Annotated in this window: 20 protein-coding genes; 12 read left to right on the top strand and 8 right to left on the bottom strand. The window is 73.2% G+C overall.

What is annotated here, in order from left to right:
* The first annotated feature begins 19 nt into the window (after positions 1 to 19).
* Entirely contained in the window at positions 20 to 439 is a 420-nt protein-coding gene (locus ACZ7KF_RS37065) for an SRPBCC family protein (protein ID WP_471085517.1), read from the top strand.
* Positions 440 to 492: 53 nt separating this feature from the next.
* Here ACZ7KF_RS37065 and ACZ7KF_RS37060 read toward each other — a convergent pair whose 3' ends face one another.
* Together ACZ7KF_RS37060 and ACZ7KF_RS37055 are read right to left on the bottom strand one after the other, a co-directional pair.
* On the bottom strand, positions 493 to 1236 hold the full coding sequence (locus ACZ7KF_RS37060) for a DUF2306 domain-containing protein (protein WP_471085515.1): 744 nt from the start codon (positions 1234 to 1236) through the stop codon (positions 493 to 495).
* Between the two features lie 278 nt (positions 1237 to 1514).
* Complete coding sequence (locus tag ACZ7KF_RS37055; protein WP_471085512.1) at positions 1515 to 2993, bottom strand: MFS transporter; 1479 nt, start codon at positions 2991 to 2993, stop codon at positions 1515 to 1517.
* 336 nt (positions 2994 to 3329) lie between these two features.
* Between ACZ7KF_RS37055 and ACZ7KF_RS37050 the strand changes: the two genes are divergently transcribed.
* The 8 genes from ACZ7KF_RS37050 to ACZ7KF_RS37015 all read left to right on the top strand — a co-directional run bounded on the left by ACZ7KF_RS37050 (position 3330) and on the right by ACZ7KF_RS37015 (position 11110).
* A complete protein-coding gene (locus tag ACZ7KF_RS37050) occupies positions 3330 to 3716 on the top strand; it encodes a cupin domain-containing protein (protein ID WP_471085509.1) in 387 nt (128 codons plus the stop codon).
* Positions 3717 to 3770: 54 nt separating this feature from the next.
* Complete coding sequence (locus ACZ7KF_RS37045) at positions 3771 to 4550, top strand: SDR family NAD(P)-dependent oxidoreductase (RefSeq protein WP_471085506.1); 780 nt, start codon at positions 3771 to 3773, stop codon at positions 4548 to 4550.
* Positions 4551 to 4623: 73 nt separating this feature from the next.
* Positions 4624 to 5379 carry an SDR family oxidoreductase gene (locus tag ACZ7KF_RS37040; protein WP_471085503.1) on the top strand — a complete coding sequence of 252 codons (756 nt, stop codon included), beginning with the start codon at positions 4624 to 4626 and terminating at the stop codon, positions 5377 to 5379.
* Positions 5380 to 5411: 32 nt separating this feature from the next.
* Complete coding sequence (locus ACZ7KF_RS37035) at positions 5412 to 5987, top strand: DUF1579 family protein (RefSeq protein WP_471085500.1); 576 nt, start codon at positions 5412 to 5414, stop codon at positions 5985 to 5987.
* Positions 5988 to 6101: 114 nt separating this feature from the next.
* Entirely contained in the window at positions 6102 to 6404 is a 303-nt protein-coding gene (locus ACZ7KF_RS37030) for a hypothetical protein (protein ID WP_471085497.1), read from the top strand.
* Between the two features lie 382 nt (positions 6405 to 6786).
* Positions 6787 to 8277 (top strand): hypothetical protein, encoded by a 1491-nt coding sequence (locus ACZ7KF_RS37025; protein WP_471085494.1) that lies wholly within the window; start codon positions 6787 to 6789, stop codon positions 8275 to 8277.
* Positions 8278 to 8384: 107 nt separating this feature from the next.
* Positions 8385 to 9767: an AAA family ATPase gene (locus ACZ7KF_RS37020; protein ID WP_471085491.1), complete on the top strand. Its 1383-nt coding sequence runs from the start codon at positions 8385 to 8387 to the stop codon at positions 9765 to 9767.
* A complete protein-coding gene (locus ACZ7KF_RS37015; RefSeq protein ID WP_471085488.1) occupies positions 9764 to 11110 on the top strand; it encodes a vWA domain-containing protein in 1347 nt (448 codons plus the stop codon). Before ACZ7KF_RS37020 ends, ACZ7KF_RS37015 begins: the two co-directional genes overlap by 4 nt.
* A 35-nt stretch (positions 11111 to 11145) precedes the next feature.
* On the opposite strand, the gene ACZ7KF_RS37010 is transcribed toward ACZ7KF_RS37015, so the two are convergent.
* Positions 11146 to 13338, bottom strand: a complete 2193-nt coding sequence (locus ACZ7KF_RS37010; protein ID WP_471085485.1) for an ATP-binding SpoIIE family protein phosphatase — start codon at positions 13336 to 13338, stop codon at positions 11146 to 11148.
* A 160-nt stretch (positions 13339 to 13498) separates the two neighbouring features.
* Positions 13499 to 13987: a universal stress protein gene (locus ACZ7KF_RS37005; protein WP_471085482.1), complete on the bottom strand. Its 489-nt coding sequence runs from the start codon at positions 13985 to 13987 to the stop codon at positions 13499 to 13501.
* A gap of 434 nt (positions 13988 to 14421) precedes the next feature.
* Here ACZ7KF_RS37005 and ACZ7KF_RS37000 point away from each other — a divergent pair, with 434 nt between their 5' ends.
* A complete protein-coding gene (locus ACZ7KF_RS37000; protein ID WP_471085479.1) occupies positions 14422 to 15288 on the top strand; it encodes a YoaK family protein in 867 nt (288 codons plus the stop codon).
* A gap of 93 nt (positions 15289 to 15381) precedes the next feature.
* Here the strand turns inward: ACZ7KF_RS37000 and ACZ7KF_RS36995 are convergent, their stop codons facing one another.
* The 3 genes from ACZ7KF_RS36995 to ACZ7KF_RS36985 form a co-directional block, all read right to left on the bottom strand.
* Positions 15382 to 16068 carry a YoaK family protein gene (locus ACZ7KF_RS36995; protein WP_471085476.1) on the bottom strand — a complete coding sequence of 229 codons (687 nt, stop codon included), beginning with the start codon at positions 16066 to 16068 and terminating at the stop codon, positions 15382 to 15384.
* A 97-nt stretch (positions 16069 to 16165) separates the two neighbouring features.
* Complete coding sequence (locus ACZ7KF_RS36990) at positions 16166 to 16816, bottom strand: response regulator (protein ID WP_471085473.1); 651 nt, start codon at positions 16814 to 16816, stop codon at positions 16166 to 16168.
* A gap of 227 nt (positions 16817 to 17043) precedes the next feature.
* Positions 17044 to 18213 carry a sensor histidine kinase gene (locus ACZ7KF_RS36985; protein ID WP_471085470.1) on the bottom strand — a complete coding sequence of 390 codons (1170 nt, stop codon included), beginning with the start codon at positions 18211 to 18213 and terminating at the stop codon, positions 17044 to 17046.
* 452 nt (positions 18214 to 18665) lie between these two features.
* Between ACZ7KF_RS36985 and ACZ7KF_RS36980 the strand changes: the two genes are divergently transcribed.
* Entirely contained in the window at positions 18666 to 19250 is a 585-nt protein-coding gene (locus ACZ7KF_RS36980) for a hypothetical protein (protein WP_471085467.1), read from the top strand.
* 287 nt (positions 19251 to 19537) lie between these two features.
* On the opposite strand, the gene ACZ7KF_RS36975 is transcribed toward ACZ7KF_RS36980, so the two are convergent.
* Positions 19538 to 19723 carry a hypothetical protein gene (locus tag ACZ7KF_RS36975; protein ID WP_471085464.1) on the bottom strand — a complete coding sequence of 62 codons (186 nt, stop codon included), beginning with the start codon at positions 19721 to 19723 and terminating at the stop codon, positions 19538 to 19540.
* A gap of 641 nt (positions 19724 to 20364) precedes the next feature.
* Between ACZ7KF_RS36975 and ACZ7KF_RS36970 the strand changes: the two genes are divergently transcribed.
* The gene (locus tag ACZ7KF_RS36970; RefSeq protein WP_471085461.1) at positions 20365 to 22641 is read left to right on the top strand and encodes an FUSC family protein; all 2277 of its coding nucleotides are present in this window, start codon (positions 20365 to 20367) and stop codon (positions 22639 to 22641) included.
* The last annotated feature ends 248 nt before the right edge of the window (positions 22642 to 22889 follow it).

The following is a 22889-nucleotide window of genomic DNA, read 5'->3' as shown; positions in this document are numbered from 1 at the left end:
GACCCGAGGAACACCCGCCATGGCATCCACCACCGCCTTCATCGACCTGCCCCGCCCCGCCGACGCCGTCTGGGCGCTGATCGGCGGCTTCGGCTCGCTGCCCGACTGGCTGCCCTACATCCCCGCCGGCGAACTCGGCGAGGGCGGCCGCACCCGCAGGCTGACCGACCAGGACGGCTCCACCATCGTCGAACGCCTGCAGTCCTTCGACCACGCCGCCCGCAGCTACACCTACTCCATCGAGCAGGCCCCCTTCCCGGTCACCGGCTACCGCTCCACCCTGACCGTGCACGAGACACCCGGCGCCCCGGACACCTGCCGGGTGCAGTGGTCCGGGACGTTCACCCCGGCCGGCGTCGGCGACCGCGACGCCGAGGACCTCTTCCACGGCATCTACACCGACGGACTGGCCGCACTGGCCCGCGCCCTGCGGGCGTGACCCCCGCACCCGCCCACCGCCCGCACCGCCCGCCCCCGGGCCGGGGCGGGGGGTCAGGCGGCGGCGGGAGCCGGGCGGGCCGGGCGCCGGCGCCGGCGCGGGCGCAGCAGGTACCACTCGACGAACAGCAGGTGCAGGGCGATGGCCGACCACAGGCCGGTGGCGTTCATCTCCTCGAACACCAGGCGCTGCTTGCCGGCGTAGGTGCCGGTGAGCACATGGTTGGTGACCCACACACCGAGTTCGCCGATGATCCGGGAGGTGACGATGGTGGTGGTCATGGCGACGTTGCGCAGCATCCAGCGACGGTGGTCGTCGTAGCGATGGGCGAGGGCGGCACGCAGGCCGAGGACGGTGGTGGCCGCCCACAACGTGGCCATCGCCAGCAGAGCGGCGCGGATGCCCTGCCCGGCCGGGGTGAGCACCGCGACGGGAAAGGCCATCACCCCCGAGGGGATCACCCCGGCGAAGTAGTACACACGGCCCGTGCGGCGGTGCGCCCGCGGATGGTTCTCGCGCAGCCACGGCCACACCTGCAGCCAGGCCAGACAGATGGCGACGGCACCGGTGAGCACATGGGCGGTGAGCAAGGGGTAGTGCAGGGGGACGTCGTCGCGGGGCGGCACCCGCGACAGGTCGGGATCCATGGTGACGTAGCGGTAGGCGCCGTAGACGGCGAAGGCCAGGCAGTAGGCGGCCAGCGCGGGCAGCCACAGACGGCGCCACCAGGGTGCCTGCGCCTTGGGTGTGCCGGTGCGGTGGGCGGGAGGTGTCTCCTCGCCGACGGTGACAACCATTCGAGCACCTCATTCGTGAGCGGGGACCGCGGCCATGCTCAGCGGCCCCGCGGGGCCGCGACAAGGCCGTCCTAACGAACTGCGCAGGCACTTTCCCGGCGGCTCCGGCCGCCGCCGCCATCCCCCGGCCGACGGGCCGCACACGGCGGCCGGGCCGGAAAACGGCGGCCGGCCGCGGGCGACAACGGCCCGCGGCCGACCACACGGCACTTCGACGGCACTTCAACGGTATTTCAACGGCACGCCTCGACCGGCACCGCCGGTACCGCATCCGGCCGTCAGGGAGTCACCGAGGCGCCTTCCGGCGCCGAGGCCGCGCTCGGGGCGGCCGGCCCCGCCCCCGCGCTCCAGCCCCGCCGCGCCCCGGCCACCACGACCACACCCACCAGGCACACCAGCGCACCGACGAGGTAGGCGACGTGGTAGCCGTGCAGGACGTCGGAGACGGCGGAGGACCCGGTGGCGGCGGAGGCGACCACGACCAGGGCGGCCACACCCACGCTGGAACCGATCTGCTGCGAGGTGACGTTGACCGCACCGGCCACACCGTGCCGCTCGGCGCTCACCCCCATCAGCGAGCCCACCGTCATGGCGGGGAAGGTCAGCCCCTGCCCGATCCCGGTCAGCAGCAGGCCGGGCAGCAGATGCAGCCAGTAGTTGCCGTCGGCGGGCGTGAACATCCACGCCACCAGCGCCGCACCGATGAAGAACAGACCGATCGTCAGCGGCACCCGCGGGCCGTAGCTGCTCAGCAGACGCCCGGTCAGCAGGTTGGAGACGAAGAACAGGATGATCGACTGCGGCACGACCGCCACACCGGACTCCAGCGGCGAATAGCCCAGCACGTCCTGCATGTACAGCGGGGCGAAGAAGAGCATGCCGACCGCGGCGGTGTAGTGCACCACCGCCGCCAGCGAACTGATGCGCACCGGGACCGACCTGAACAGCGACAGCGGCAGCAGCGGGTCGGCACTGCGCCGCTCCCACCCCACGAACCCGGCCAGCAGCACGACGGCCAGCACGAGCGCCGCCAGGGTGCCGGCATCGCTCCAGCCGGCGTCGCCGCCACGGCTGACCCCCAGGACGGCCAGCACGAGCCCGGCCGTCACCAGCACCGCGCCGGGCGCGTCCAGCGGCTGCGGCCGGCGCGCGCCGTCGGGCAGCGCCGCCTTCACCCCCGACAGGACCACGACACCGAAGACGACGGAGAAGACCATCACGGCCCGCCAGCCGAAGGCGGAGGTGAGCACACCGCCCAACACCACACCGCCGCTGAAGCTGGCCGCGCCCACCGAGCCGTAGACGGCCATCGCCCGGTTGCGCTCGGGGCCTTCGGGAAAGACCTCGGCCAGCAGCGCCAGGGTGGCCGGTCCCACCAGCGCCGCCCCGATGCCCTGCAGGGCCCGGGCCACGATGAGGACCGCGGCACTGGGCGCGAGCGCACCGCCGAGCGCGGCCACGGTGAACAGCACCACGCCCACCGTGAACACCCGCCGGCGCCCCAGGACATCGGCGGCCCGGCCGCCGAAGAGCAGGAACCCCGCGAAGGTGACCGCGTAGGAGGTCATCGTCCACTGCAGGGTGGAACTGCTCAGGTCGAAATCGGTACCGATCTTGGGCAGCGCGGCGTTGAGGACGCCGAGCGCGCTGAGATCGAGCCCGAGCGCCCCGGCCAGGACGGCGAGCGCGAGACCACGACGGTGGCCCGGCCCCCGTGACGGACCATCGAGCGCACCGGGGCCGGATTGAGTAGTCAAGGGGAATCTCCCATCGGTGAATTGGCGGGCGGGCGCGCGTGAGATAAGGCGGGCGGGCGCGCGTGAGAATCGCGCCGCAAGGCCAGCCTCAGCAGTTAACCGCCGCCCGACGGAACCCGTCCAATGACTTCCGCTATAACCAACGGTTATCCCCGCAGGCGCGGCCGGGGACTTAACGAATTGCTCACCGCCCCCGCCACCGAAACCCTGCACCGCCCGGCAGCCGCGCTACGTTCTGATCACCCCGCCCCCGGCCGCGGCCCGCACCCGGCCCGGGGCGGTGCGCACAGCCGTTTCCGGTGCTGCAGGCGAGGAATCGAGGTTCCCGTGCGGATCGTGAAGAAAGAAAGCCTTCCGGTGGTACGCATCGGCGGGGAAATCGCCGCCCACATCTTCGACGGCGAACACAACGGCGGGCTCGCCTCCTCGGCGTTCATCGTCCACCTCGCCCCCGGCATGCCCGGACCGCGCCGGCACCAGCACCCCTACGAAGAGATCTTCGTCGTCGTCAGCGGACGCGTCCGCCTGGAAGCCGCCGGCACCTGGCACGAGATCACCCCGGACGAGATCGCCGTGGTCCCGGCCGGCACCCCGCACACCTTCACCAACGCCGGCACCGCGCCGGTGCGGATGGTCAACATCCACGCCGCCGGCGGCGTACGCACCGTCTTCGACCCCGACACCGACGACGACGCCTCCTACGACTACACCCACACCTCCTGACGCACCCGCACATGCGCTGCGCGGGCGGGCCGGGCCTTAAGGAGCACAACGACGATGGACCTGCAACTTTCCGGAAAGACGGCCGTGGTCACCGGAGCCGGCCGCGGCATCGGCCTGGAAATCGCCCGCGCGCTGGCCGCCGAGGGCGTCCGCGTGGTCGGCGCGGCCCGCACCCTCAGCGCCGAACTGAAGGAGATCACCGCCCACACCCTGGCGGTGGACCTGTCGGTGCCCGACGCCGCCCGCCGGCTCGCCGACTTCGCGCTCGAGGCCACCGGCCGGATCGACGTACTGGTCAACAACGTCGGCGCCCCCGACATGCGCACCGGGGGATTCCTGGCCGTCGACGACGCGGGCTGGGCCAAGGGCTTCGACACCAACTTGTTCATCGCCGTCCGCGCCACCCGGGCGATGCTGCCGAGCATCATCGAACGCCGCGGATCGGTGATCAACATCGGCAGCACCAACGGCCGGCTGCCGCTGCCGGTGGTCATCGACTACTCCGCCGCCAAGGCCGCCCTGCTCTCCTTCGCCAAGTCCCTCGCCGAGGAGTTCGGCCCCGCGGGCGTACGCGTCAACACCGTCTCCGCCGGCCCCGTCATGACCGACGCCTGGACGGGCGACGGCGGCATCGCCGACGAACTCGCCAAGCAGCAGGGCATCAGCCGCGCGGCGCTGCTGGAAGGGGTCCCGGCCATGCTGGGCCTGTCCACCGGCACCCCCACCACACCGGCCGAGATCGCCACCCTGGTCACGCTGCTGGCCTCCCGCCGCATCGACAACGTCAACGGTTCGGAATTCGTCATCGACGGCGGTCTGCTCAAGGCCGTCTGAGACCGGCCCGCTCCGCACCCGGACACCCGCCCCTCCAACCGGCTCGCCTACGAACCTAGCCAAGGAGCAAGCCATGCCAGATCTGTCCGGCAAGACCGCTCTGGTCACCGGAGCCTCCCGCGGACTGGGCCGGGCAGTGGCCCTGCGGCTCGCCCGCGACGGGGCCCGCATCGCCGTCCACTACGCGGGCAACGAGACCGGCGCCAAACAGACCGTCACCGAGATCCAGCAGGCCGGCGGCCAGGCCTTCGCCCTCGGCGCCCGCCTGGAGGAGGACGGCGCGCTCGACACCCTCTTCACGGCCCTCCAGGACCACCTCGCCGGACACGGCCTGGACATCCTGGTCAACAACGCCGGCGTGTTCACCGGCCCGTTCGAGACCACCACCCCCGAAGAGTTCGACCACGCCTTCACCGTCAACGTCCGCGCCCCGTTCTTCCTCACCCAGCGCGCCCTGCCCCTGCTGCGCGACGGCGGCCGCATCATCAACATGTCCTCCGGCGTCACCCGCCTGGCCATCCCCCAGACCCTCTACCAGATGACCAAGGGCGCCATCGACCAGCTGGGACGGTCCCTGGCCCAGCAGCTGGGACCGCGCGGCATCACCGTCAACACCGTCCAGCCCGGCGTCACCGACACCGACATGAACGCCTGGCTGCGCGACAGCCCCGAGGCGGCCGCCGGCGTGGCCGCCACCACCGCGCTGGGCCGCATCGGACAGCCCGCCGACATCGCCGACATCGTGGCGTTCCTCGCCTCCGACGACGCGCGCTGGATCACCGGCCACGCCATCGAGGCCACCGGCGGCTTCTTCCTCGGCCCGAACTAGACACCCCGCTTGGCAGATTGGAGGCACCGGCCATGACCGACGACCACGCCGCCCTCGACGACGCGGCCCTGCAGGACCTGCCCCCGGCGATCCGCAACGGGATCCCCGGCAAGGGACACCGCCGGCTGGACCAGCTCGTGGGCGAGTACGACGTCGAGAAGTTCACCTACTTCCTCGGCGGCACCCCCGACAACCCCATCCACTCCCAGCTGACCTGCCACATCCGCTGGCTGACCGAGACCGGCGGCCGGTTCATGACCGTGGAGGACAGCGGCCTGCTCCTGGGCCAGCCCTACTTCCGCCGCGGCACCCTCGGCTACGCCACCATGAACGACCGCTACGAATGGGTCACCGTCGACAACGTCACCAGCGCCCAGATGCAGTTCAAGGGCGCACCCGGCAGCGGCGGCGACGACGACATCTGGATGTCGGGGCAGTTCACCGACCCCGGCGTGCTCGGCGACGACTACATCGGCAAACACATCGCCATCCGCACCCGCATCCACTTCGCCGAACCCGGCAAGCACCTCATCGAGATGCACTTCGCCGCCCCGGGCGAACCGGAGTTCCTGGCCGACCGCATGATCTGCACCCGCCGCACCGCCTGACCCCCCCACCACCGCCGGCGACACCCCCACGGCCGGGGCCGGTCACCGGCCGCTGCACAGGGCTGAGTAAGATCAACTCGACCCATTGCACGCCCTATACGGGGGAAACAACCCATGACCAAGCGCTTTTCCGCCCTGGCCGTCACCGCGGCCGTCGCCGGCGGCTTCTTCCTCACCTCGGTGCCCGCCCACGCCGCCACCCCGGCCGGCGCGGTGACGACCAAGGCAACCATCACGTGCAACCAGCACCAGATGCGCCAGCAGATCGCCGACCTCAAGTCCAAGGCCGCCAAGCTGAAGCAGCTGGGGGAGACCGCGGCGGCCAGGAAGGCGCTCGCCGACGCGGCCGCCCTGCAGAAGCGGCTCGACGCGTGCATCAAGGCCGACGACGAAGCCAGCAAGCCGTTCCCCGGATAAGTCCGCGCACCCCGCGCCCGGCGCCGCCCCGCCCCGTCCCACGGGCGGCAGGGGCGGCGCCGCTCAACGCCGGCCGGCTGACAGCCGACGACCTGCGCGACCACGCCGGCGAGCGCCACACCAGCGCGGCCTGCGACCGGCTTCGAGGCAGAGGCACACACCGTCGGACACGACGACCTCACCCCGGAGGGAACCCCCCCACGACGGCGACGGTACGCGGGGCACGAAGCGGCGCGGGAGCGAACAGGGGCCGCCTCCCGGCGGCAGCGGACCGGTGATCGTTAAACAGGCGACAGATCACCGGCGCCGTGATTACCATGCCGGAGATGAAGACCTTCTCCTCACACGGATGGGGGGAATCGTCCGCGCAAGGTGAGTGCTGATGGCACCTCACCCCACGGACCCGATTCCGCCCCACCTGTCGATGTGGCAGCGCGTACGCGAGTACGCCGTACCACCGTCCCTGATCGAAACCGCGACCGCACGGCGTGCGGCCGGTGACTGGGCGGGCGCCTGCGCCGCCGCCCGGATCGACATCGACTTCGATCTGCGCGCCGTGCGCACCGACCACGGCACCGAAGCCCTCAGCCGCCTGCGCGGCGACCTGCGCCGGCTGGCGCCGGACCTGCTGCGCTGGCACATGCCCCGGATCGCCCCGCACGGGCGGCTCAGACCGGGCCTGACCCTCTGCCTGGCGCGCTACCCCTCGCCGGACGGCAGAACGCTGCAACTGGTGGTGCGCACACCGCCGCCCTGGGCCGACGCCGGTCAGCGGATGTCCCTGGCCCTGTGGCAGGGGCCCGGCGACACCACCGCCGCACACCACCCGCACCCGCACCCCGACCGGCGTTTCCGCCTCGACCTGCACCGGCATCTGTGGGACGGGCAGCGCAGCGGCGAACTGGCCCGGCGGTGCCCGGCCCGGCCCACACCGCCCGCGCCACCCCCCGCGCGCAGCCGTGCCGCCCAGGCCCTTGCCGGAGACGCGGATCCGGCCACCGCCCAGGATGCCTCGTGGGCGGTGGAGAACTGGGCTCTTGAGGCGGAGCTGCTGCTGCGCGCCGAGGGACGCTCCCGCGGGGCGTTCACCGTGCGGCTCGGCGCGCGCCGTCGCGCCGTACTCGAACTCGTCGCCCCCGACGACAGCCACGCCCCCACACTCAGAGCCCTGCCGCAGACACTGCCGCCGCAGGAGGTCGCCGCGCTCGCGGTACTGCCCGAGGCGGCGGCCCGGATCCCACCGGATCTGGAACTGCTCGCAGCCCGCCTGGTCACGGCCGATCGGCTGCATCCCCTCGTCGCCGCGGCGCTGGCCGGGTTCACCACCGCAGCGGACACCGGCCGGCCGGCTTGCCCGCCCGGCGACCCGCACCGGGTGCCGTGCCGGGGCGAGATCCACCGCATCGCCCTGCGGGAGGGAACACTGACCGCGATCGACCACGACCCGGCCGAACTGCGCCGCGAGGAACTGCTGGTGGCGCTCGGCGGACCGGCACTGCCCTGTCTGCGGGCGATCGACGAGGCCCACCGCACCCCGCAGGCACTGCCCGCGGTCCGCGAACGGCTCCGCCACGGCGACACCGCCGGGGCGCTGGCCGTGGTCGAAGGACTGCTCGGCCCCGCGGCACTCCTGCGGGAGGGACCGCTGCGAGAGGCACTGCAGTCGGCCGCGGCCCGCCGCATCGACCACGGACTCTTCCGCGCCGGCCTGGTCCCCGTACACCCCGCCGCCGGTGGCGGTGCGAACCCCGGCGCCCCCACCCCCGGGCGCACGCAGGCGGGCCACCGCCCCCGGCTCGACCGCCGGGTCCCTGCCGCGATGCGCCACAAACAAAGCAGCCGGGCCCGGCCCCGCACCGGCCAGCCCCGCTGACCTTCCCGCCCGGCCCGCACCCGGCCCGAGCCCGCCCGCCGCGCCGTACGGCCCGCGGCACGGGCCCTTCCGTCCTGTCCGCCCCACCCCCTTCCCAGGTGATGCCCATGACCTCCAGCACCCTCCTGCCCGCCCCCGACCAGCCCGCCCCCGCTTCCACCGACGGGCCCCCCGCCCCCGCCCCCGCCACCGCCTCCGCTTCCGTTCCGGCCTCCGCTTCCGTTGCGGCCACCGGCCGGCCCGCCCCCGTGGCTCCCGCGCCGGCCGGCGCCCAGCTCGCGCTCGCCGACGACCTCCTGGCCCTCCTGCGCACGACCACCACCGAGCCCCGCCCCGACGAACAGCTCGAAGCACTCACCGTGGCCGTCGCCGCCGACCTGCCCGTACTGCTGTGGGGCGAGCCGGGCATCGGCAAGACCGCCGCCCTGACCCAGCTCGCCGCCTCCCTCGACCTGCCGCTGACGACCGTCATCGCCAGCGTCCACGAACCCTCCGACTTCTCCGGGCTGCCCATCGTGGGCGAGGACCCCGCGGTGCAGGGCGTGCCGATGGCGCCGCCCCAGTGGGCCGTGGACCTCCTGCACGCCGGGCGGGGGCTGCTCTTCCTGGACGAACTGTCCACCGCCACCCCGGCCGTCCAGGCCGCACTGCTCAGGGTCGTCCTGGAGCGGAAGGTCGGTGCGCTGCAACTGCCGCCGGGCGTACGGATCGTGGCCGCCGCCAACCCCCGCGCGTCGGCGGCGGACGGCTGGGAACTGAGCCCGCCCCTGGCCAACCGGTTCGTGCACCTGTACTGGGTGCACGACCGGGAGGTGGTGGTGCGCGGCCTGGGCGGCATCTGGCCCCGGGCCGAGCTGCCCCGGCTCGTGCCGGAGCGGCTGCCGCAGGCGGTGGCCCACGCCCGGCGCGTGATCTGCGGCTTCCTCGAAGCCCGCCCGACGCTGATCCACCGGCTGCCGAACACCGAGACACGGCGCGGCGGCGCCTGGCCCTCACCCCGCAGCTGGCAGGCGGCCCTGACCCTGCTGGCCTTCGGCACGGCGGCAGACGTCTCCCGGGAGGTGCTGGCACTGCTGGTGCGCGGCGCGGTGGGGGACGGGCCCGGCCTGGAACTGCTCGCCCATCTGGACCGGTTGGATCTGCCGGACCCGCAGACGCTGCTGGCCGAGCCCTCCCGCGCCGAACTGCCCGCGCGGGGCGACCTGCGCCAGGCCGCGCTGGAGGCGGTGGTGGCCGCCGTCGGCGCACACCCCTCCCGGCAGCGCTGGGAGGCGGGCTGGGAGGTACTGGCCCGGGCCCTGGAAACCGGCCCCCCGGACCTGCTGGTCGGCCCGGCCGCCGCGCTCGCCGCACTGCGGCGCGAGGACTGGGAGGTACCGCGGAGCGTGGAGCGGCTGGCCAAGGTGATCGCTCTGGCCCGCCAGGCGGACCAGTCCGTGCAACGCGCCACAGCGGCCGACGCCGGGCGGGCAAGGAAGGCACGCCGATGACCGAGGCCGCCCGGCGCCCGCGCCCGCTGCCGCACCCGATGCCCCCGCCCCCGCGCCCACGCCCGGTGCGGGCCACCGTGCCGGGGCCGCCGGCCGGCTCCGGCGGGCCCCGGCACCGGCCCGGACCGCCGCTGGACACCGACAAGCTGCTGGCCGCCCGGCTGCACGCGGTGAAGGTGCGCCCCTACCTGGCCAGCGCGCTCTTCGCACTGCACGTGGTGGAGGACCCCTCGGTGCCCACGATGGCGGTGGACGCGCACTGGCGCTGCTACGTCTGTCCCGGCTTCGTGGCACGGACCGCGGTGGAGGAACTCGCCGGCGTCTGGGTCCACGAGGTCTCCCACCTGCTCCGGGACCACCACGGGCGGAGCGAGCGGTACGCCCGCGACACCGGCGAGCACGGGCCGGGCGAGCGGCTGCGGCGGAACATCGCCGCCGACTTCGAGATCAACGACGACATCTACGGCGACGGTCTGCCCCGCCCCGCCGCGGCCGTGCACCCCTCCCTGCTGCGGCTGCCCGACGGGCTGCTGATGGAGGAGTACCTGCGCACGGCGTCGATGACCGGGCCGGCCGCGGACCTGGCCTGGCTGGACTGCGGCAGCGGTGCCGACGGACAGCCCCGGCCCTGGGAGCGGGGTCCGGCCGGCGCACACGGGCTGAGCAGACAGCAGCGCGACGCGGTCCGCTTCCGCGTCGCCGAGGCCATCACAGGCCGGCCGGGCGACGCACCCGAGGGCTGGCGCCGCTGGGCGGACGAGGCGTTCCACCCGCCACAGCCGTGGCGGCAGCTGCTGGGAGCGGCACTGCGCTCCGCGGCGGCCGCGCCGGGCACGGGCGAGGACCACACCTACCGCCGCCCCTCCCGGCGTTCGGCCGCCCTTCCCGGAGTGCTGCTGCCGAGCCTGCGCCGCACCCCGCCCCGGGTCTGCGTCGTGATCGACACCTCCGGCTCGGTGAGCGACGCCGAACTGGGCAGCGCACTGCTGGAGGTGGCGGCGATCTCGCGGGCGGTGGGCGGACGGCGCGAGCTGATCTCCGTCATCTCCTGCGACGCGGCGGCCGGGGTCGCCCTCCCGCTCTGCCGCGCCGAGAACATCGAACTGATCGGCGGCGGAGGAACGGACCTGCGCTCGGGCTTCACCCGGGCGCTGAACTCCCGGCCCCGCCCGGACGTGATCGTCGCCCTCACGGACGGCCAGACGCCCTGGCCCTCCGCGCCCCCGCCCTGCCGCACGGTCGTCGGTCTCTTCCCCCGCCCCGCCCCTGCCGCGGACGAGAACGACCCCGACTACGTCCCGGACACCCCACCGCCCTGGGCACGCGTCGTCACCATCGGCTGACCTGCCCCCGGCCCCCCTGGCCGCCCCCTCCCGGATCAGGCGTTGTTGTACACGTCGACCCAGACGGTCTTTCCGCGGCCGCTGGGGGAGTTGCCCCATTCGGAGCACAGGGCGTCGACGATGACGAGCCCCCGACCGTGTTCGGCGTACTCGTTCGACTCCTCGGTCAGGGTGATCGGCGCCGGCACGGGAGGGGTGGGATCGGCGTCGCGTACTTCGAGACGGAGGTGGTCGGGATATTCGCGCAGGCGCAGATCGACGTCGCTGTCCGCATGGATGAGAGCGTTGGTGACCATCTCGGAGGTGACCAGCTGGAAGCTGTCGATCATCTCGTCCAGTCCCCACTGGTGAAGACTGTCGCTGACGAACTGGCGGGCGGCCTTGACCGCGTGCAGATCGTGCCGGTGAAAACTCATGCGCGTGATACGGCGGTGGGGGCCGGCCTGCGGCCCTTCGTAACGGGCGAGGAGCAGGGCGACGTCGTCCCGGTGCACGCCCTGCGCGCACGCCCGCTCGATGAGGTGGTCGGCGAGTCTTTCCAGGGAGACGGACGGGGGCGCCAGCAGGGTGCGCGCCCACAGGGCGGTGTCGAGCTGACGCGACTCGGTCAGGCCGTCGGTGTAGAGCATGAGCAGCGTGTCGCGGGCCAGAGCGATGTCCGTGACGGTGTACAGGGCGCCGGCGTCCACGCCCAGGGGAACGTTGGCGGGCAGCTGCAAAGTGATGACGGTGCCGTCCGCGGCACGCAGCAGGGGCGGGGGATGGCCGGCGAGCGCGGTCTCGGCGAGCCCGGTCGCCGCGTCGAAGCTGATCAGACAGCAGGTGGCCATGAGATCGGTGTCCAGTTCGCACAGCAGGCGGTTGGCGCGCGCCATGACGACGCCGGGGGAGTGGCCCTCGGTGGCGTAGGCGCGGACGGCGCTGCGCAGCTGCCCCATGACCACGGAGCTTTCGATGCTGTGGCCTTCGACGTCGCCGACGACCAACGCGATCCGGCCGCCGGGCAGGGGCACCATGTCGTACCAGTCCCCGCCCAGTCCCGCGGTGGAGGGAGCGGGCACGTAGCGGGCGGTGGTGATCATGCCCGGCACCTCGACCAGGTCACGGGGCAGCAGCTTCTTCTGCAGGCTCTCGGCCAGCGAGCGCGCGCTCTCACCCAGGCTCGCCCGCTCCAGGGCGGGGCCGAGGAGATCCATCATCATCATGGCCACCGCCCGCTCCTCGGAACTGAAGCTCCGCGGCCGGCCGAAACCGAGCGTGCAGACCCCCACCAGCCGGCTGCTGAGGACGATGGGCAGGTGGACGCTCGCCTCCAGGCCGTCGTCGACGGCGCTGGGATAGGACCGCACAAGGCCGTGGCGGTCCTCGAAGAACAGCGGGGTACGGGTCAGCAGCGCGTCGGCGTCGGGGCGCTGCGGGCCGGCCGCCGCGCCGTGCAGCAGCCTGAGGGCGACGGTGGGGTATCCGCTGTGCCCGGCCACCCACAGCCTGCCGTCCCGCAGGGTGCTGACGAGGAAGGCGCTGGCACCGAACGGTGTCATGATCCGGGCCCGGGTCACGGCCATGACGTCACCGACGCTCGCGGCCTCGTTCAGCTCGGCGGCCAGCTGGTGCACCTGGTACATGAAACTGACCTCCGTGGACCCGGGAAAGTCCGGCAGGCCCCATCCGGTGTTGGCACTGCCCACCGGCCGTGGCGTGCGCCGGTACAGCGGCAGCAGGGCCGGCTTGATACCCGGGCGCATGTCGACCGCCCTGCCGGCCATGGACTGCAGGGCCCGGCCGAGGGCTTCGGCCCTGTCCTTCAGCCAGGCCACCTCCCGGGTGTGCAGGAAACGGGTGCGCGGCGGAACCCAGACGAACGTGAGAACGCCGATCCGGCCGCTCGCGAGGTCGAGGGGCAGGGCCACCACCGAATACGGGAAAGGAATGCGGCTGGCGAGCCTCAGGTCGAGACAGGCGGGCGTGGGAAAACCGGCCACGGCCATGTCCCCCGTCCGGAACGCGGCCGCCGTGGCGTAAGGGGCGTCGACGTCCAGCCGCTCCGGCATGGTGAAGATCGCCGGCTGCGCGCCGCCGATGACCACACTGCGCAGGGTCCGGCCGTCGTCCGACAGCAGATAGGCCAGGCCCGTGTTCGCCCCCAGTTCCTCGATCACGTCCTGCAAGGTGACGGCGAGCGCGGTGTCACGGTGCAGGGTTCCGTGGGCGTCCCTGTGGTCTGTCATGGCCGTGCCCCCGGTCGAGCACCCGTCTGAGACAGGGGTGAGGCGGAATGTCAGGCACTGTTCCTCCCATGCTCCTCCCGCCGCGGAACGGTCGCATCCGCCTGGCCCGCCCGCGGCCCGCCCCCGGAGACGCTCCGCGGCACCGGGGGCGGGCCGGGCGCTACGGGAACACCGGCGCGGGCGCACCGGCACCGCAGGCCCAGTCGGGCGGGACGACGAGCACGGGCGCCGCCGCCTTGCGCAGGCAGGACCGGTCGGCCGGGACACGCAGCCAGGCGAACGCCCGCCGATAGCGCAGGTTGACCACCAGCAGGTCCTGCGGGCCGTGGGCCAGGTTCGCCAGGACCGGTCCCAGAAGGCCTCTTTCCACCCGGTGCTCCACCGGCAGGCCGCCCGGCAGGCCGGCGCGCTCGCAGGCGGCATCGAGCATGTGCCGAGCCGATGCCTTCTGGGACGCGTCCAGTTCGGGACAGGGATAGGCGCGCTCGGCGACGTCGCCCCCGAAGGGACTCCACACCGTGACGGCGACGAGGACGGCACGACGCCGGCGGGCCTCCTCGGCTGCGCACCGCAGCGTCACCACGCCTCCCCTCAGGTCGTCGACACCGACGATGACACGCCGGTGCTGGTCGTTTCGTTCGTTTCGCATGACACTCCCGCTTCACCGCTGGTCGGGCTCGGAACGTTGCCGTCACGACGCTAGGAGCGCGGCCTGCCGCGCGGGGTCCCCCGCCCGCGGGAACGGGTGGATGACGGCCCTGTCGTCCGCCGGGCGGCAGCGGCAGGCGGCGCCGGACGACGCTGCACCCGCCCCGGGGGTGAGGGATGATCGGAGAACCCCTGCGCACACCCCGGACCGGTGAGGAACGCCGGCCCCGCCCGCCGGTGAACTGCCGCGCCCCGGCAGGAGAAGACGAGCGGGCCGGGCCGGCGACGAGCACCGCCGGGGCCGGGTCGGGGACGAGCACGGCCGGGGCCGGGTCGGGGACGAGCACGGCCGGGGGCGGGTCGGGGACGAGCACGGCCGGGGGCCGCCGGGCGGCACGGCACCGCGGGGCCGCCGAACGCGAAAGGTGCACGGGCATGTCGGACGCCACGCCGCAGTACGGCAGCGGTGCGGAACACCGGCCCGCACCCGCCCCCGGTCCGGCGGGTGCGGGAACGGGTCCGGCCGGACCGGAGCCAGGACCGGCGGGGTCGGCGGAGGTGGGGCCAGGGGCGGGGGCGGTGGGGCCGGGGACGGGGGCGGTGGGTGCGGCGGCCGGGCCGGCCACGGACCGGTCGGTGCGGCTGGGCATGCTGCTGGCGCTGGTCGGCGGCGGCCTGGACGCCTACACCTTCATCAGCCGCGGGGGCGTCTTCGCCAGCGCCCAGAGCGGCAATGTCGTCCTGCTGGGAGTGGCGGCCGCCCGGCAACACTGGTGGGAGGCGCTGGGCCACCTCCCACCGGTTCTCGCCTTCCTGGCCGGGGTCCTGGTCGCCGAAACCCTGCGCCGGCCCCGGGTGGCGGCGGTGCTGCGCCGGCCGGCGTGTGTGGCCATGGCGCTGGAATGCGCCGTGCTGGCGGTGGTCGGACTGATCCCCGCCGGTGCCCCCGACGCGCTCGTCACCGTCCTGGTCGCCTTCATGGCGTCCGTGCAGATGTCGACCTTCCGCACCCTCGTCGACAGCGTCTACAACAGCACGATGACCACCGGGAACCTCCGCTCGGCCATGCAGAACGCCTATCAGGCGGTGGTCGCCGGCGACCGGGACGCCCGGCGCCGGTCGTGGCAGTTCGCCTGTGTCGTCCTCGCCTTCCTCGCCGGGGCGTTCGGCGGCGGCTGGCTGACCTTCGAATGGGGTGTCCACGCGGTCTGGGCCGCGTGCGCCGTCCTCACGGCCGGCCTGGCCCTCTTCGTGCACGACGAACGCGCGGCACGCAGGCCCGGCCGGGCCGCAGCGAGCTGACCCCATCCGCACCGGGGCGGGTGGGGGAGGGCATGCGGTGCGGAGGCGAGAGACGCGGAGGCGAGAGACGCGGAGGCGAGGGACGCGGACGGCTCACGTCCCCGGCCCGCGCCGCTGCAACCGCCGCGTCTCACGGATCAGCAGCACGAGCACGGCGGCGAGCAGACCGGCTGCCGCACCGACCGCCGGGGCCCCGACCAGACGGGTCAGGACCGCGCCGATCACCGCGCCCGCCACGAACGCCCCGACCACCAGGGCGTACCGTCCCGCGCGCCGCGCCGCCGCCGGTTGCCCGGCCGTCATCCACTGGTGCGCGGCGACCAGGGCCTTGCGCAGGTTCCCGCTCTCCGCCAGCGTCGTGTAGGGGGCGTCACGCAGCGTGGTGAAAGTGGAGAACTGCAGCGCGGCCACGAACGACACCGTCACCGTGGTCACCTGCTCCGGCGCGTCGGCGGGCAGCGCCGCGACCATGGCCAGGGCCGCGATCTGCAGCGTCAGCACCAGCCGCAGCGGCCGGCGCAGCAGCCGCGCCGGCCGGGGCAGGCCGAGCACCTCCACCAGGAGGACCCCCACGCTGAAGGCCGCGATCGGGATCAGCAGCAACACCGCCCGGTGCCAGTGCCGGGCGGTGGCCTCCACGCAGAGCAGCAGCACGTTGCCCGATTGCAGGTTGGCGAATACGTTGTGCCGGACGAACGTGTACGCGTCCAGAAACCCACCGGCTGTCGCCAGAAGCACCCCGACGGCCAGTGTGTCGGGGCGGCGATGGATCGTGGCCATGCACCACAGCATGCACGAGGACCGGAAGAAAGGGCGGAACCGGAAGAAAGAGCGGAGTCGGAAGAAAGGGCTGGACGGAAAAGAAGGGCGGGGCCGGTCACTCCAGCAGGCCGCGCCGCATGGCCTCCGCGACCGCCGCGGCCCGGTCCGACACCTTCAGCTTCTCGTAAAGACGCTGAGCGTGTGTCTTCACCGTGCTCGTGCCGAGAAACAACTCCTGGGCGATCTGCGGAATGCTCAGCCCCCGGGCCATGCCGTCCAGCACCTGGCGTTCCCGCTCGCTGAGGGACGGAGCGTTCTGGGACCGCCGCATCCGGATTTCCTCGGCCAGCCCCCCGGTGACCTCGGGCGGCACGACCGTCTGTCCCCGGGAGATCGCCCGCACCGCTTCCACGACCGCCGAGCGTTTGCTGTCTTTCGTCAGAAAACCCGCGGCCCCCTCCTCCAGGGCACGGTAGACGGAAGAACTGTCGGTGAAAGCGGAGAGCAGAAGAACACGCGTCCGTACCTGGTCCCGGACCAGCGCATGGAGCACCGCGATTCCGTCGAGTTCGGGCATGCGCAAGTCCAGCACGGCCACTTCCGGCACTTCCCGCCGGATGACCTCCAGCGCATCCCGCCCGTTTTCCGCCTCGGCCACCACATCAATGAACCCGCTGAGCTGCAGCGCACGTGAGATACCCTCCCGGAACAAAGGGTGATCGTCGGCAATTACCACTCTGATACGGGCAGGACTCGGCGTCGCCACGGCAATCCCGACCTTTCGTCTGCACGTTGCCTGCGTTGCTGCGTTATGGCCGCCGACAGGTTCACGAGGGCTCCGTCAAGCGTAGGTGAGCCGTTGCCCCCCGGCCAGCGCCCGGCCCGCCGCGCCCGGCCCGTCGAGTGAGCCTGGCCGGCCCCCAGCCCCCGCGCGCACCAGGCCGGCCCGCCGTCCTGCGGAAACCGGAGCGCCGCGCGCGAACACAACGGCGCTCACCGCAGCGGTACGACGGCATCCACCGTCGTACCGCCCGACGCGTTGTTCCGCACGGTGAAAACACCGCCCATGCCCTCGATCCGTGCCCGGTGCGAGGCGATCCCGATATGCCCCGACGACAGACTCCTGGCCATGGCGTCACGCGAAATCCCGATACCGTCGTCGGAAATCGAGAGCCGCACACCCCCCGGATCGCACTCCTGCAGGGTCACGGTGACATTCTTCGCCTGCGCATGCTTCACGACGTTCTCCAGGATTTCCCGGGCCAGCCAGTAGAGCGGCCGATCGGCGGAACCCGCGGAGGCGATGCCGGAGTGGACCTCCGCACGAAACTTTCCCCGCTCCGCCGCCTGCTGGGTCAGATGCTCCAAAGCGGACACCAGACCTCCCGAGACCAGGACCTCGGGATGCAGGGTCCGCACCGACGAGCGAAGCTGCCTGCTCGCCGCCGTGAGGGCCTCATCGGCGCGGTGCAGGGAATCGGTCATCTCAGGACCGGATACCGCCTCGTCAATGAAATGCCGGGCCGCCAGAACATTCTGCAGGGCTCCGTCGTGCAGCACCTCCGCGATTTTCCGCTGCTCCCTCTCCTCCGCCGCCATGATGCGGTCCAGCAGCCACAGACGATGCTCGGCCAGCTCCCTTATCGACCTCACTCTGCGCTGCTGGACGTCCGACAGCAGGACACACCCCGCACAGACCACCAGAATGAACAGGGTATGCACGGACACGAAATGCCAGTACGGCTGCTGCCGATGCCCGAGACCCGTGCCGATGGCATAGCTCGCCGCGGCCAGAACCCCGGATGCCGCGGTAAGGGCAGGCCGCATCTGAAATGATGCGAGGACGGGGATGAAAAGAAAAATGTCAGCCGATATCGGCGAACTCCAGTCCGGGTCGGAGAAGTTGCCGGAAACCGCCATCAACGCGGTCAGCAGAGCCAGGTCGACCAGCGGATAGACCCAGCTCGGGAACGACCGGTACGACCTCCAGGCCGCCCCCAGCGTCCCCAGGGTCCACAGCGTGTACGCGGCGGCCAGGGCCACCGACAGCTGCAGCCGCTCGGACGGCGGGAACACCGCCAGGTCCGCCGTGAACGCGATGACGATCGCGATACGCAGCACCGCCTGCCACCGGAACGCCCGCCGCAGATGCAGGGCCGGCATGTCACCCCCGCCCCCACGATCGGCACGGCAGCCCTCGCGAACGGTCGGGAATGCGTCCGGACGTGTCATGTCATCCCTTACCGGCTGTCGCCGCGCCTCACGGCAGCGGACCACGGCCGACCGGCCCCCCGCCCGCGGCCGAAAGAAGCCGGCGGCAGCCCGGACTTCGCTGTGGCGGCGGTCGTCAGCCACTGCCCCGTCGGGACGACCATTTTATGCCGCAGGCCGCGCCCGGGGCGGCCCGCGGCCTGCCAGGCGAGGCACACCGCCACGGCGGCGAAAGACCCGCGCCCCCTCCCGCTCACCGGCCGACGAGCCGACCCGCCCCTCAGCCTGCCGCTCCTCCGACCGGGGGACGTACAGCAGCGGCCGCAGCGGCTGAAATGAATTACGCAAGGTTCCCCCAGCGGGAACCGCATCCCCCTCACCACTCAGAAATCCGAGGATTCCTCATGCTCAACGCCCGACGTCACATCGCCCGCATCGCCGGTATTTCCTGCATCGCCGCACTGGCCGCCGGAACCATCGGGGTGGCCGGCGCCGACGCAGCGCCCATGATGAAGCACCACACGGCCGCGTACGCGACCAGCCATCACCACCACAACAGCTCACGCAGCCACGACGACTCGGAACACAACAACTCGCGGCACGACAACTCGAAGGGCGGCAACTCCTACAAGGACAACAACTCGAACTCGTCGAAGAACATGCCGAAGGGCGGCAACACCCAGGGCGGCACCCAGGGTGGTGGGAACGGGAACACCCAGGGCGGTACGCAGGGTGGTGGCAACGGGAACACCCAGGGCGGTACGCAGGGTGGTGGCAATGGGAACACCCAGGGCGGTACGCAGGGTGGTGGGAACGGGAACACCCAGGGCGGTACGCAGGGTGGTGGCAATGGGAACACCCAGGGCGGTACGCAGGGTGGTGGCAACGGCAACACGCAGGGCGGTACGCAGGGTGGTGGGAACGGGAACACCCAGGGCGGTACGCAGGGTGGTGGGAACGGGAACACGCAGGGCGGTACACAGGGCTGATCACTGAAGAAGCCGGCATCCCGCAGAGGACAGTCTCTGCGGGATGCCGGCTTCGTCCGGACGGCGGACCAGGTCACCTCGGGCCGGACCGGTGATCGTCGGCCTCCTCGTCGACCGAGAGCAGACCCTCAGCGAGGTGTGGGGCAGTCGGGAGGCGAGGGACCCACAACCGGACGTGCATGTCGCCTACCTGCACGCCAGTTGGACGAGGGCCCGGGCCCGGCGGGACACCGGCTGAATGAGCCCGTAGCCGCCCCGCGGGGCCCTTGCCGGCCCGAGACGGGTGGCTACCGGGCGTTGCGGCAGGAGCGCTCGGCGCGCTGCACGAGAACGGCGACCTGCTTTTCCGCCGCGTCCCGGACCAGGTACTCCCCGAAGAACTCTCCGCTGGGGTCGTAGACCTCGAAACGGTCGGCTATCTGCTGAATCGTGAAACCGTCCCGGCGGTGCGCGGGAGCGTACTGAGCCGTCATGATTTCTGCCCCTTCTGCGGTGCCGTGCGAAGGGCTTCGGGGGAGCCCGTCGGGGAAACTGCTCACAGTCTGTGCGCGGCCCCCGGCCCGGTGGATCGGGCGACTGGGGGACCGGTCGGGGGGATCCGCCGTAGGCGGCATGACGGCATGACGGGGGCGGGGGGAGCGGCTTCGTGGATGGGCCGGGACAAGGACCGCCGCCCGGCACCGCCGGCTGCGACGAGCCCCATCCCGCCGCCGGGGTGGGCCCATGCCGCGCTGCCCGGGACGGCGCGGGCAGGCCCGCCGGTCCGGCGTGGAGGACGATGACGGTATGAGGACCGGGAGTCAGTCCGTCGTTCCGGCAGGCGGGCCGGACCCTTGCCGGGCACGCGGTGGACGGCGGGACTCGTTCCGGCCCGGCCACCACGCCCCCCGACGCAGCGCATCACCCCCTCGCGCACGCACGACGCCCCGGACGCGGTCCCGGCGTTCCCGCTCCGGCCCCGGCCCGGCCACGGGAATTGGGAGGCCACGATGAGAGGGGACGTGCCGTACCGGGCGGCGCCTGGGGGCCGCCTTGGGCGCTCGTGACCCGGCGCACCGCGGGCAGGCGTGGCCCCGGGCTGTTCACCCCCGCACCGGGGAGCCGGCCGGCCGCCATGGCCGGGCTGGGCAACGGGATCGCGATCAGCGCGCCGCTGCTGGCCGGCATCGCCGCGGGTGACGCGGCGGCGGGGGCGTGGGCGGCGATGGGCGCCTACGTGGCGGCGTTCACCAACAAGGGCGGTGCCCGCCGGCCTCGTACCCGCGGCCTGCTGGTCGCCGCCGTGGTCAACGCCGCCGCGTTCGGGGCCGGCGCGTGGACGGCCGCGCTGTACCCCCTCACGCTGGTCCTGCTCGCCGTCCTGGTCTTCCTCGCCTCGATGGGATCGAGCATCCACCCGGCGCTGGAACGGCTCGGCACGATGCCGGCCACCGCGCTGCTCGTCGCCGCGGCCGGCACCGGCGCGACGGGGACGACCCAGGCGACCGTGCTGGTCCTGCTCGGCGGCCTGTGGTACGCCGCCGCCACCGCCGTGCTGACTCCGCACGCCCGGCTGCGGGACGTGCTCGGCGCGCTCGCACAGCCCTACCGCCTCATCGGCCGGAACCTGGGCGCCCTCGCCGCCTGCCCGGCCGACGCCGTCCTCCTGCCCGTAGCCGGCGCGCTGCGCGGGGCGGAGGAGGCCACACGCCAACTGCGCGGCCCAGGAGGCAGCGAACACCTCGCCGACCTGACCGACCCGCTCGTCCACCACGCCGCCGCCCTGGCCGACCTCACCACCGCCCTGGCCGCGACCGGCCCGCCCCCCGCCGCCGTCCGCACGCCCTGCACCGCGGCCACCGGCCACGCCGGGCAACGGCTCACCCACCTCGCCGACACCCTCACCCGCCGCCCCGCACCCACCCGCCGCCCCGGACCCACCGGAGACCCCCCACCCGCCGGCGGCATCGGACGCATTGCGACCACCGGCGTCCCCGAACCCACCGGCGTCCCTGAACCCACCGGCACCATCGACCCGCCGGCGCCGCCGCGCCCACCCCCCGCGCTACGCCCGCCGGCGTCACCGCACCCACCCACCTCGAGCTCGGACCCCCCGCTCGCTCTGCTGGAGGCCGCCTGCGACCGCATGCGAGCCCAGACCGCCACCGCCTCCGCAACGCCCTCCGCCACCGCCTCCGCCTCCGCCACGCACGCCTACGCCGACCTGGCACGCGCCGGCCGGCAGCGCCGCCTGCTGACCCGTATCACCGCCACCGTCACCAGCGCCCAGAAGGACGCCTGCGCCCTCGCCGCCCTGGCGGCGACCCGGCTGCCCACGCCCGCCACCGCGCCGGCACCCTTCCACCGGGCCCGCCTGCGCGATGCCACGACCCTCACCTCGGCCACCTTCCGCCATGCCCTGCGCGCCACCACCGTCAGCGGCGCGGTCTTCGCCCTCGCCCAGGCCACCGCGCTCCCGCACGGCGAGTGGGCCACCCTGGCCGTCCTGCGTGTACTGCGCCCCCAGTACGCCGTCACCCGCGAACGCGTCGCCCAGCGGGTCGTCGGCAACGTCGTCGGCGGCACGTGTGCCGCCCTGCTGATCGCCGCCGTGCACCAGCCGGCCGCCCTGTGCCTGATCCTGTTCGTGCTCATCACGGCCGGATTCACCCTGCGGCCGGTGAACTACGCCTTCTGGGTCGTCTTCGGCACCCCCCTGGTGCTGCTGATCGGCGACGTGTCCCACCCCGGCGACTGGCTGGACGCGGCCGTCCGCATCGCCATGACCCTCCTGGGCACGACCGCGGCCCTGCTCGGCAGCCGCCTGCTGTGGCCCAGCTGGGAACACCCCCGCCTCGCCGCGCACACGACCCATGCCCGCAGAACCACCGCCGCCTACCTCGACACCGCCTTGCGTTCCCTCACCCGTCCCGCCCCGCGACCGGAGACGGCCCGCGCCCGCGGCGCGGCGGAACAAGCGCTCACCCAGGCCCAGGACACTCTGCGGCACGCTCGCCGCGAGCCCGGCCACGACCCGGCGACGCTCGACGAAGCGGCCGCCGTCCTCGACGCCCTGGACACACTCGTCCCGCTGACCGCCGCCCTGACCGCACACCGCACTCCCCGCACCCCCCGCATCCCCGCGCTCGCCACCTACACCCACCACGCGGCACCGGCACTCGCCGGCACGTTCGCCGAGGAGACGACCCACCACACCGACGCCCTCACCGGAGCCCTGGAAGAGATGTCCCTGCACCTCGAAGAACTCCACGCCCGGCGACTGCGCGAACTGGCCGCCGAACGCACCGGCGACACCCCGGCCCGCGCCGCGATCCGCGAGGACGGACCCGTCGTCGAACTCCTCGGCGCGATCGCCGCCGCCCTCGCCGAGGCCCGCCCCCACAGAACCTGAACCCCGGTCGCAGAAGACCCGGCCGCTACGGCCCACGGCAACCGTGAACACACGAAAAGACGGCATCTCGCAGAGGTTGTCCTCCGCGAGGTGCCGCCTTTCCTTTCACCCCTCAGCCCTGGGTGCCGCCCTGGGTGTTGCCGTTGCCGCCGCCCTGGGTGCCGCCCTGGGTGTTGCCGTTGCCGCCGCCCTGGGTGCCGCCCTGGGTGTTGCCGTTGCCGCCGCCCTGGGTGCCGCCCTGGGTGTTG

Source organism: Streptomyces sp. NPDC038200 (assembly GCF_055600785.1).
Note: the sequence above shows the minus strand (reverse complement) of the source record. Positions and strands in the feature narration are given on the sequence as shown.

Bases quoted from the DNA above. Each gene is read 5' to 3' on its own strand.
- ACZ7KF_RS37005 (WP_471085482.1), bottom strand. From the start codon at position 13,987: ATGCGAAACGAACGAAACGACCAGCACCGGCGTGTCATCGTCGGTGTC.
- ACZ7KF_RS37040 (WP_471085503.1), top strand. From the start codon at position 4,624: ATGCCAGATCTGTCCGGCAAGACCGCTCTGGTCACCGGAGCCTCCCGC.
- ACZ7KF_RS37010 (WP_471085485.1), bottom strand. From the start codon at position 13,338: ATGACAGACCACAGGGACGCCCACGGAACCCTGCACCGTGACACCGCG.
- ACZ7KF_RS36975 (WP_471085464.1), bottom strand. From the start codon at position 19,723: ATGACGGCTCAGTACGCTCCCGCGCACCGCCGGGACGGTTTCACGATT.
- ACZ7KF_RS37030 (WP_471085497.1), top strand. From the start codon at position 6,102: ATGACCAAGCGCTTTTCCGCCCTGGCCGTCACCGCGGCCGTCGCCGGC.
- ACZ7KF_RS37020 (WP_471085491.1), top strand. From the start codon at position 8,385: ATGACCTCCAGCACCCTCCTGCCCGCCCCCGACCAGCCCGCCCCCGCT.
- ACZ7KF_RS36970 (WP_471085461.1), top strand. From the start codon at position 20,365: ATGGCCGGGCTGGGCAACGGGATCGCGATCAGCGCGCCGCTGCTGGCC.
- ACZ7KF_RS37000 (WP_471085479.1), top strand. From the start codon at position 14,422: ATGTCGGACGCCACGCCGCAGTACGGCAGCGGTGCGGAACACCGGCCC.
- ACZ7KF_RS36980 (WP_471085467.1), top strand. From the start codon at position 18,666: ATGCTCAACGCCCGACGTCACATCGCCCGCATCGCCGGTATTTCCTGC.
- ACZ7KF_RS37015 (WP_471085488.1), top strand. From the start codon at position 9,764: ATGACCGAGGCCGCCCGGCGCCCGCGCCCGCTGCCGCACCCGATGCCC.
- ACZ7KF_RS37025 (WP_471085494.1), top strand. From the start codon at position 6,787: ATGGCACCTCACCCCACGGACCCGATTCCGCCCCACCTGTCGATGTGG.
- ACZ7KF_RS37060 (WP_471085515.1), bottom strand. From the start codon at position 1,236: ATGGTTGTCACCGTCGGCGAGGAGACACCTCCCGCCCACCGCACCGGC.
- ACZ7KF_RS36985 (WP_471085470.1), bottom strand. From the start codon at position 18,213: ATGCCGGCCCTGCATCTGCGGCGGGCGTTCCGGTGGCAGGCGGTGCTG.
- ACZ7KF_RS37045 (WP_471085506.1), top strand. From the start codon at position 3,771: ATGGACCTGCAACTTTCCGGAAAGACGGCCGTGGTCACCGGAGCCGGC.
- ACZ7KF_RS36995 (WP_471085476.1), bottom strand. From the start codon at position 16,068: ATGGCCACGATCCATCGCCGCCCCGACACACTGGCCGTCGGGGTGCTT.
- ACZ7KF_RS37065 (WP_471085517.1), top strand. From the start codon at position 20: ATGGCATCCACCACCGCCTTCATCGACCTGCCCCGCCCCGCCGACGCC.
- ACZ7KF_RS37035 (WP_471085500.1), top strand. From the start codon at position 5,412: ATGACCGACGACCACGCCGCCCTCGACGACGCGGCCCTGCAGGACCTG.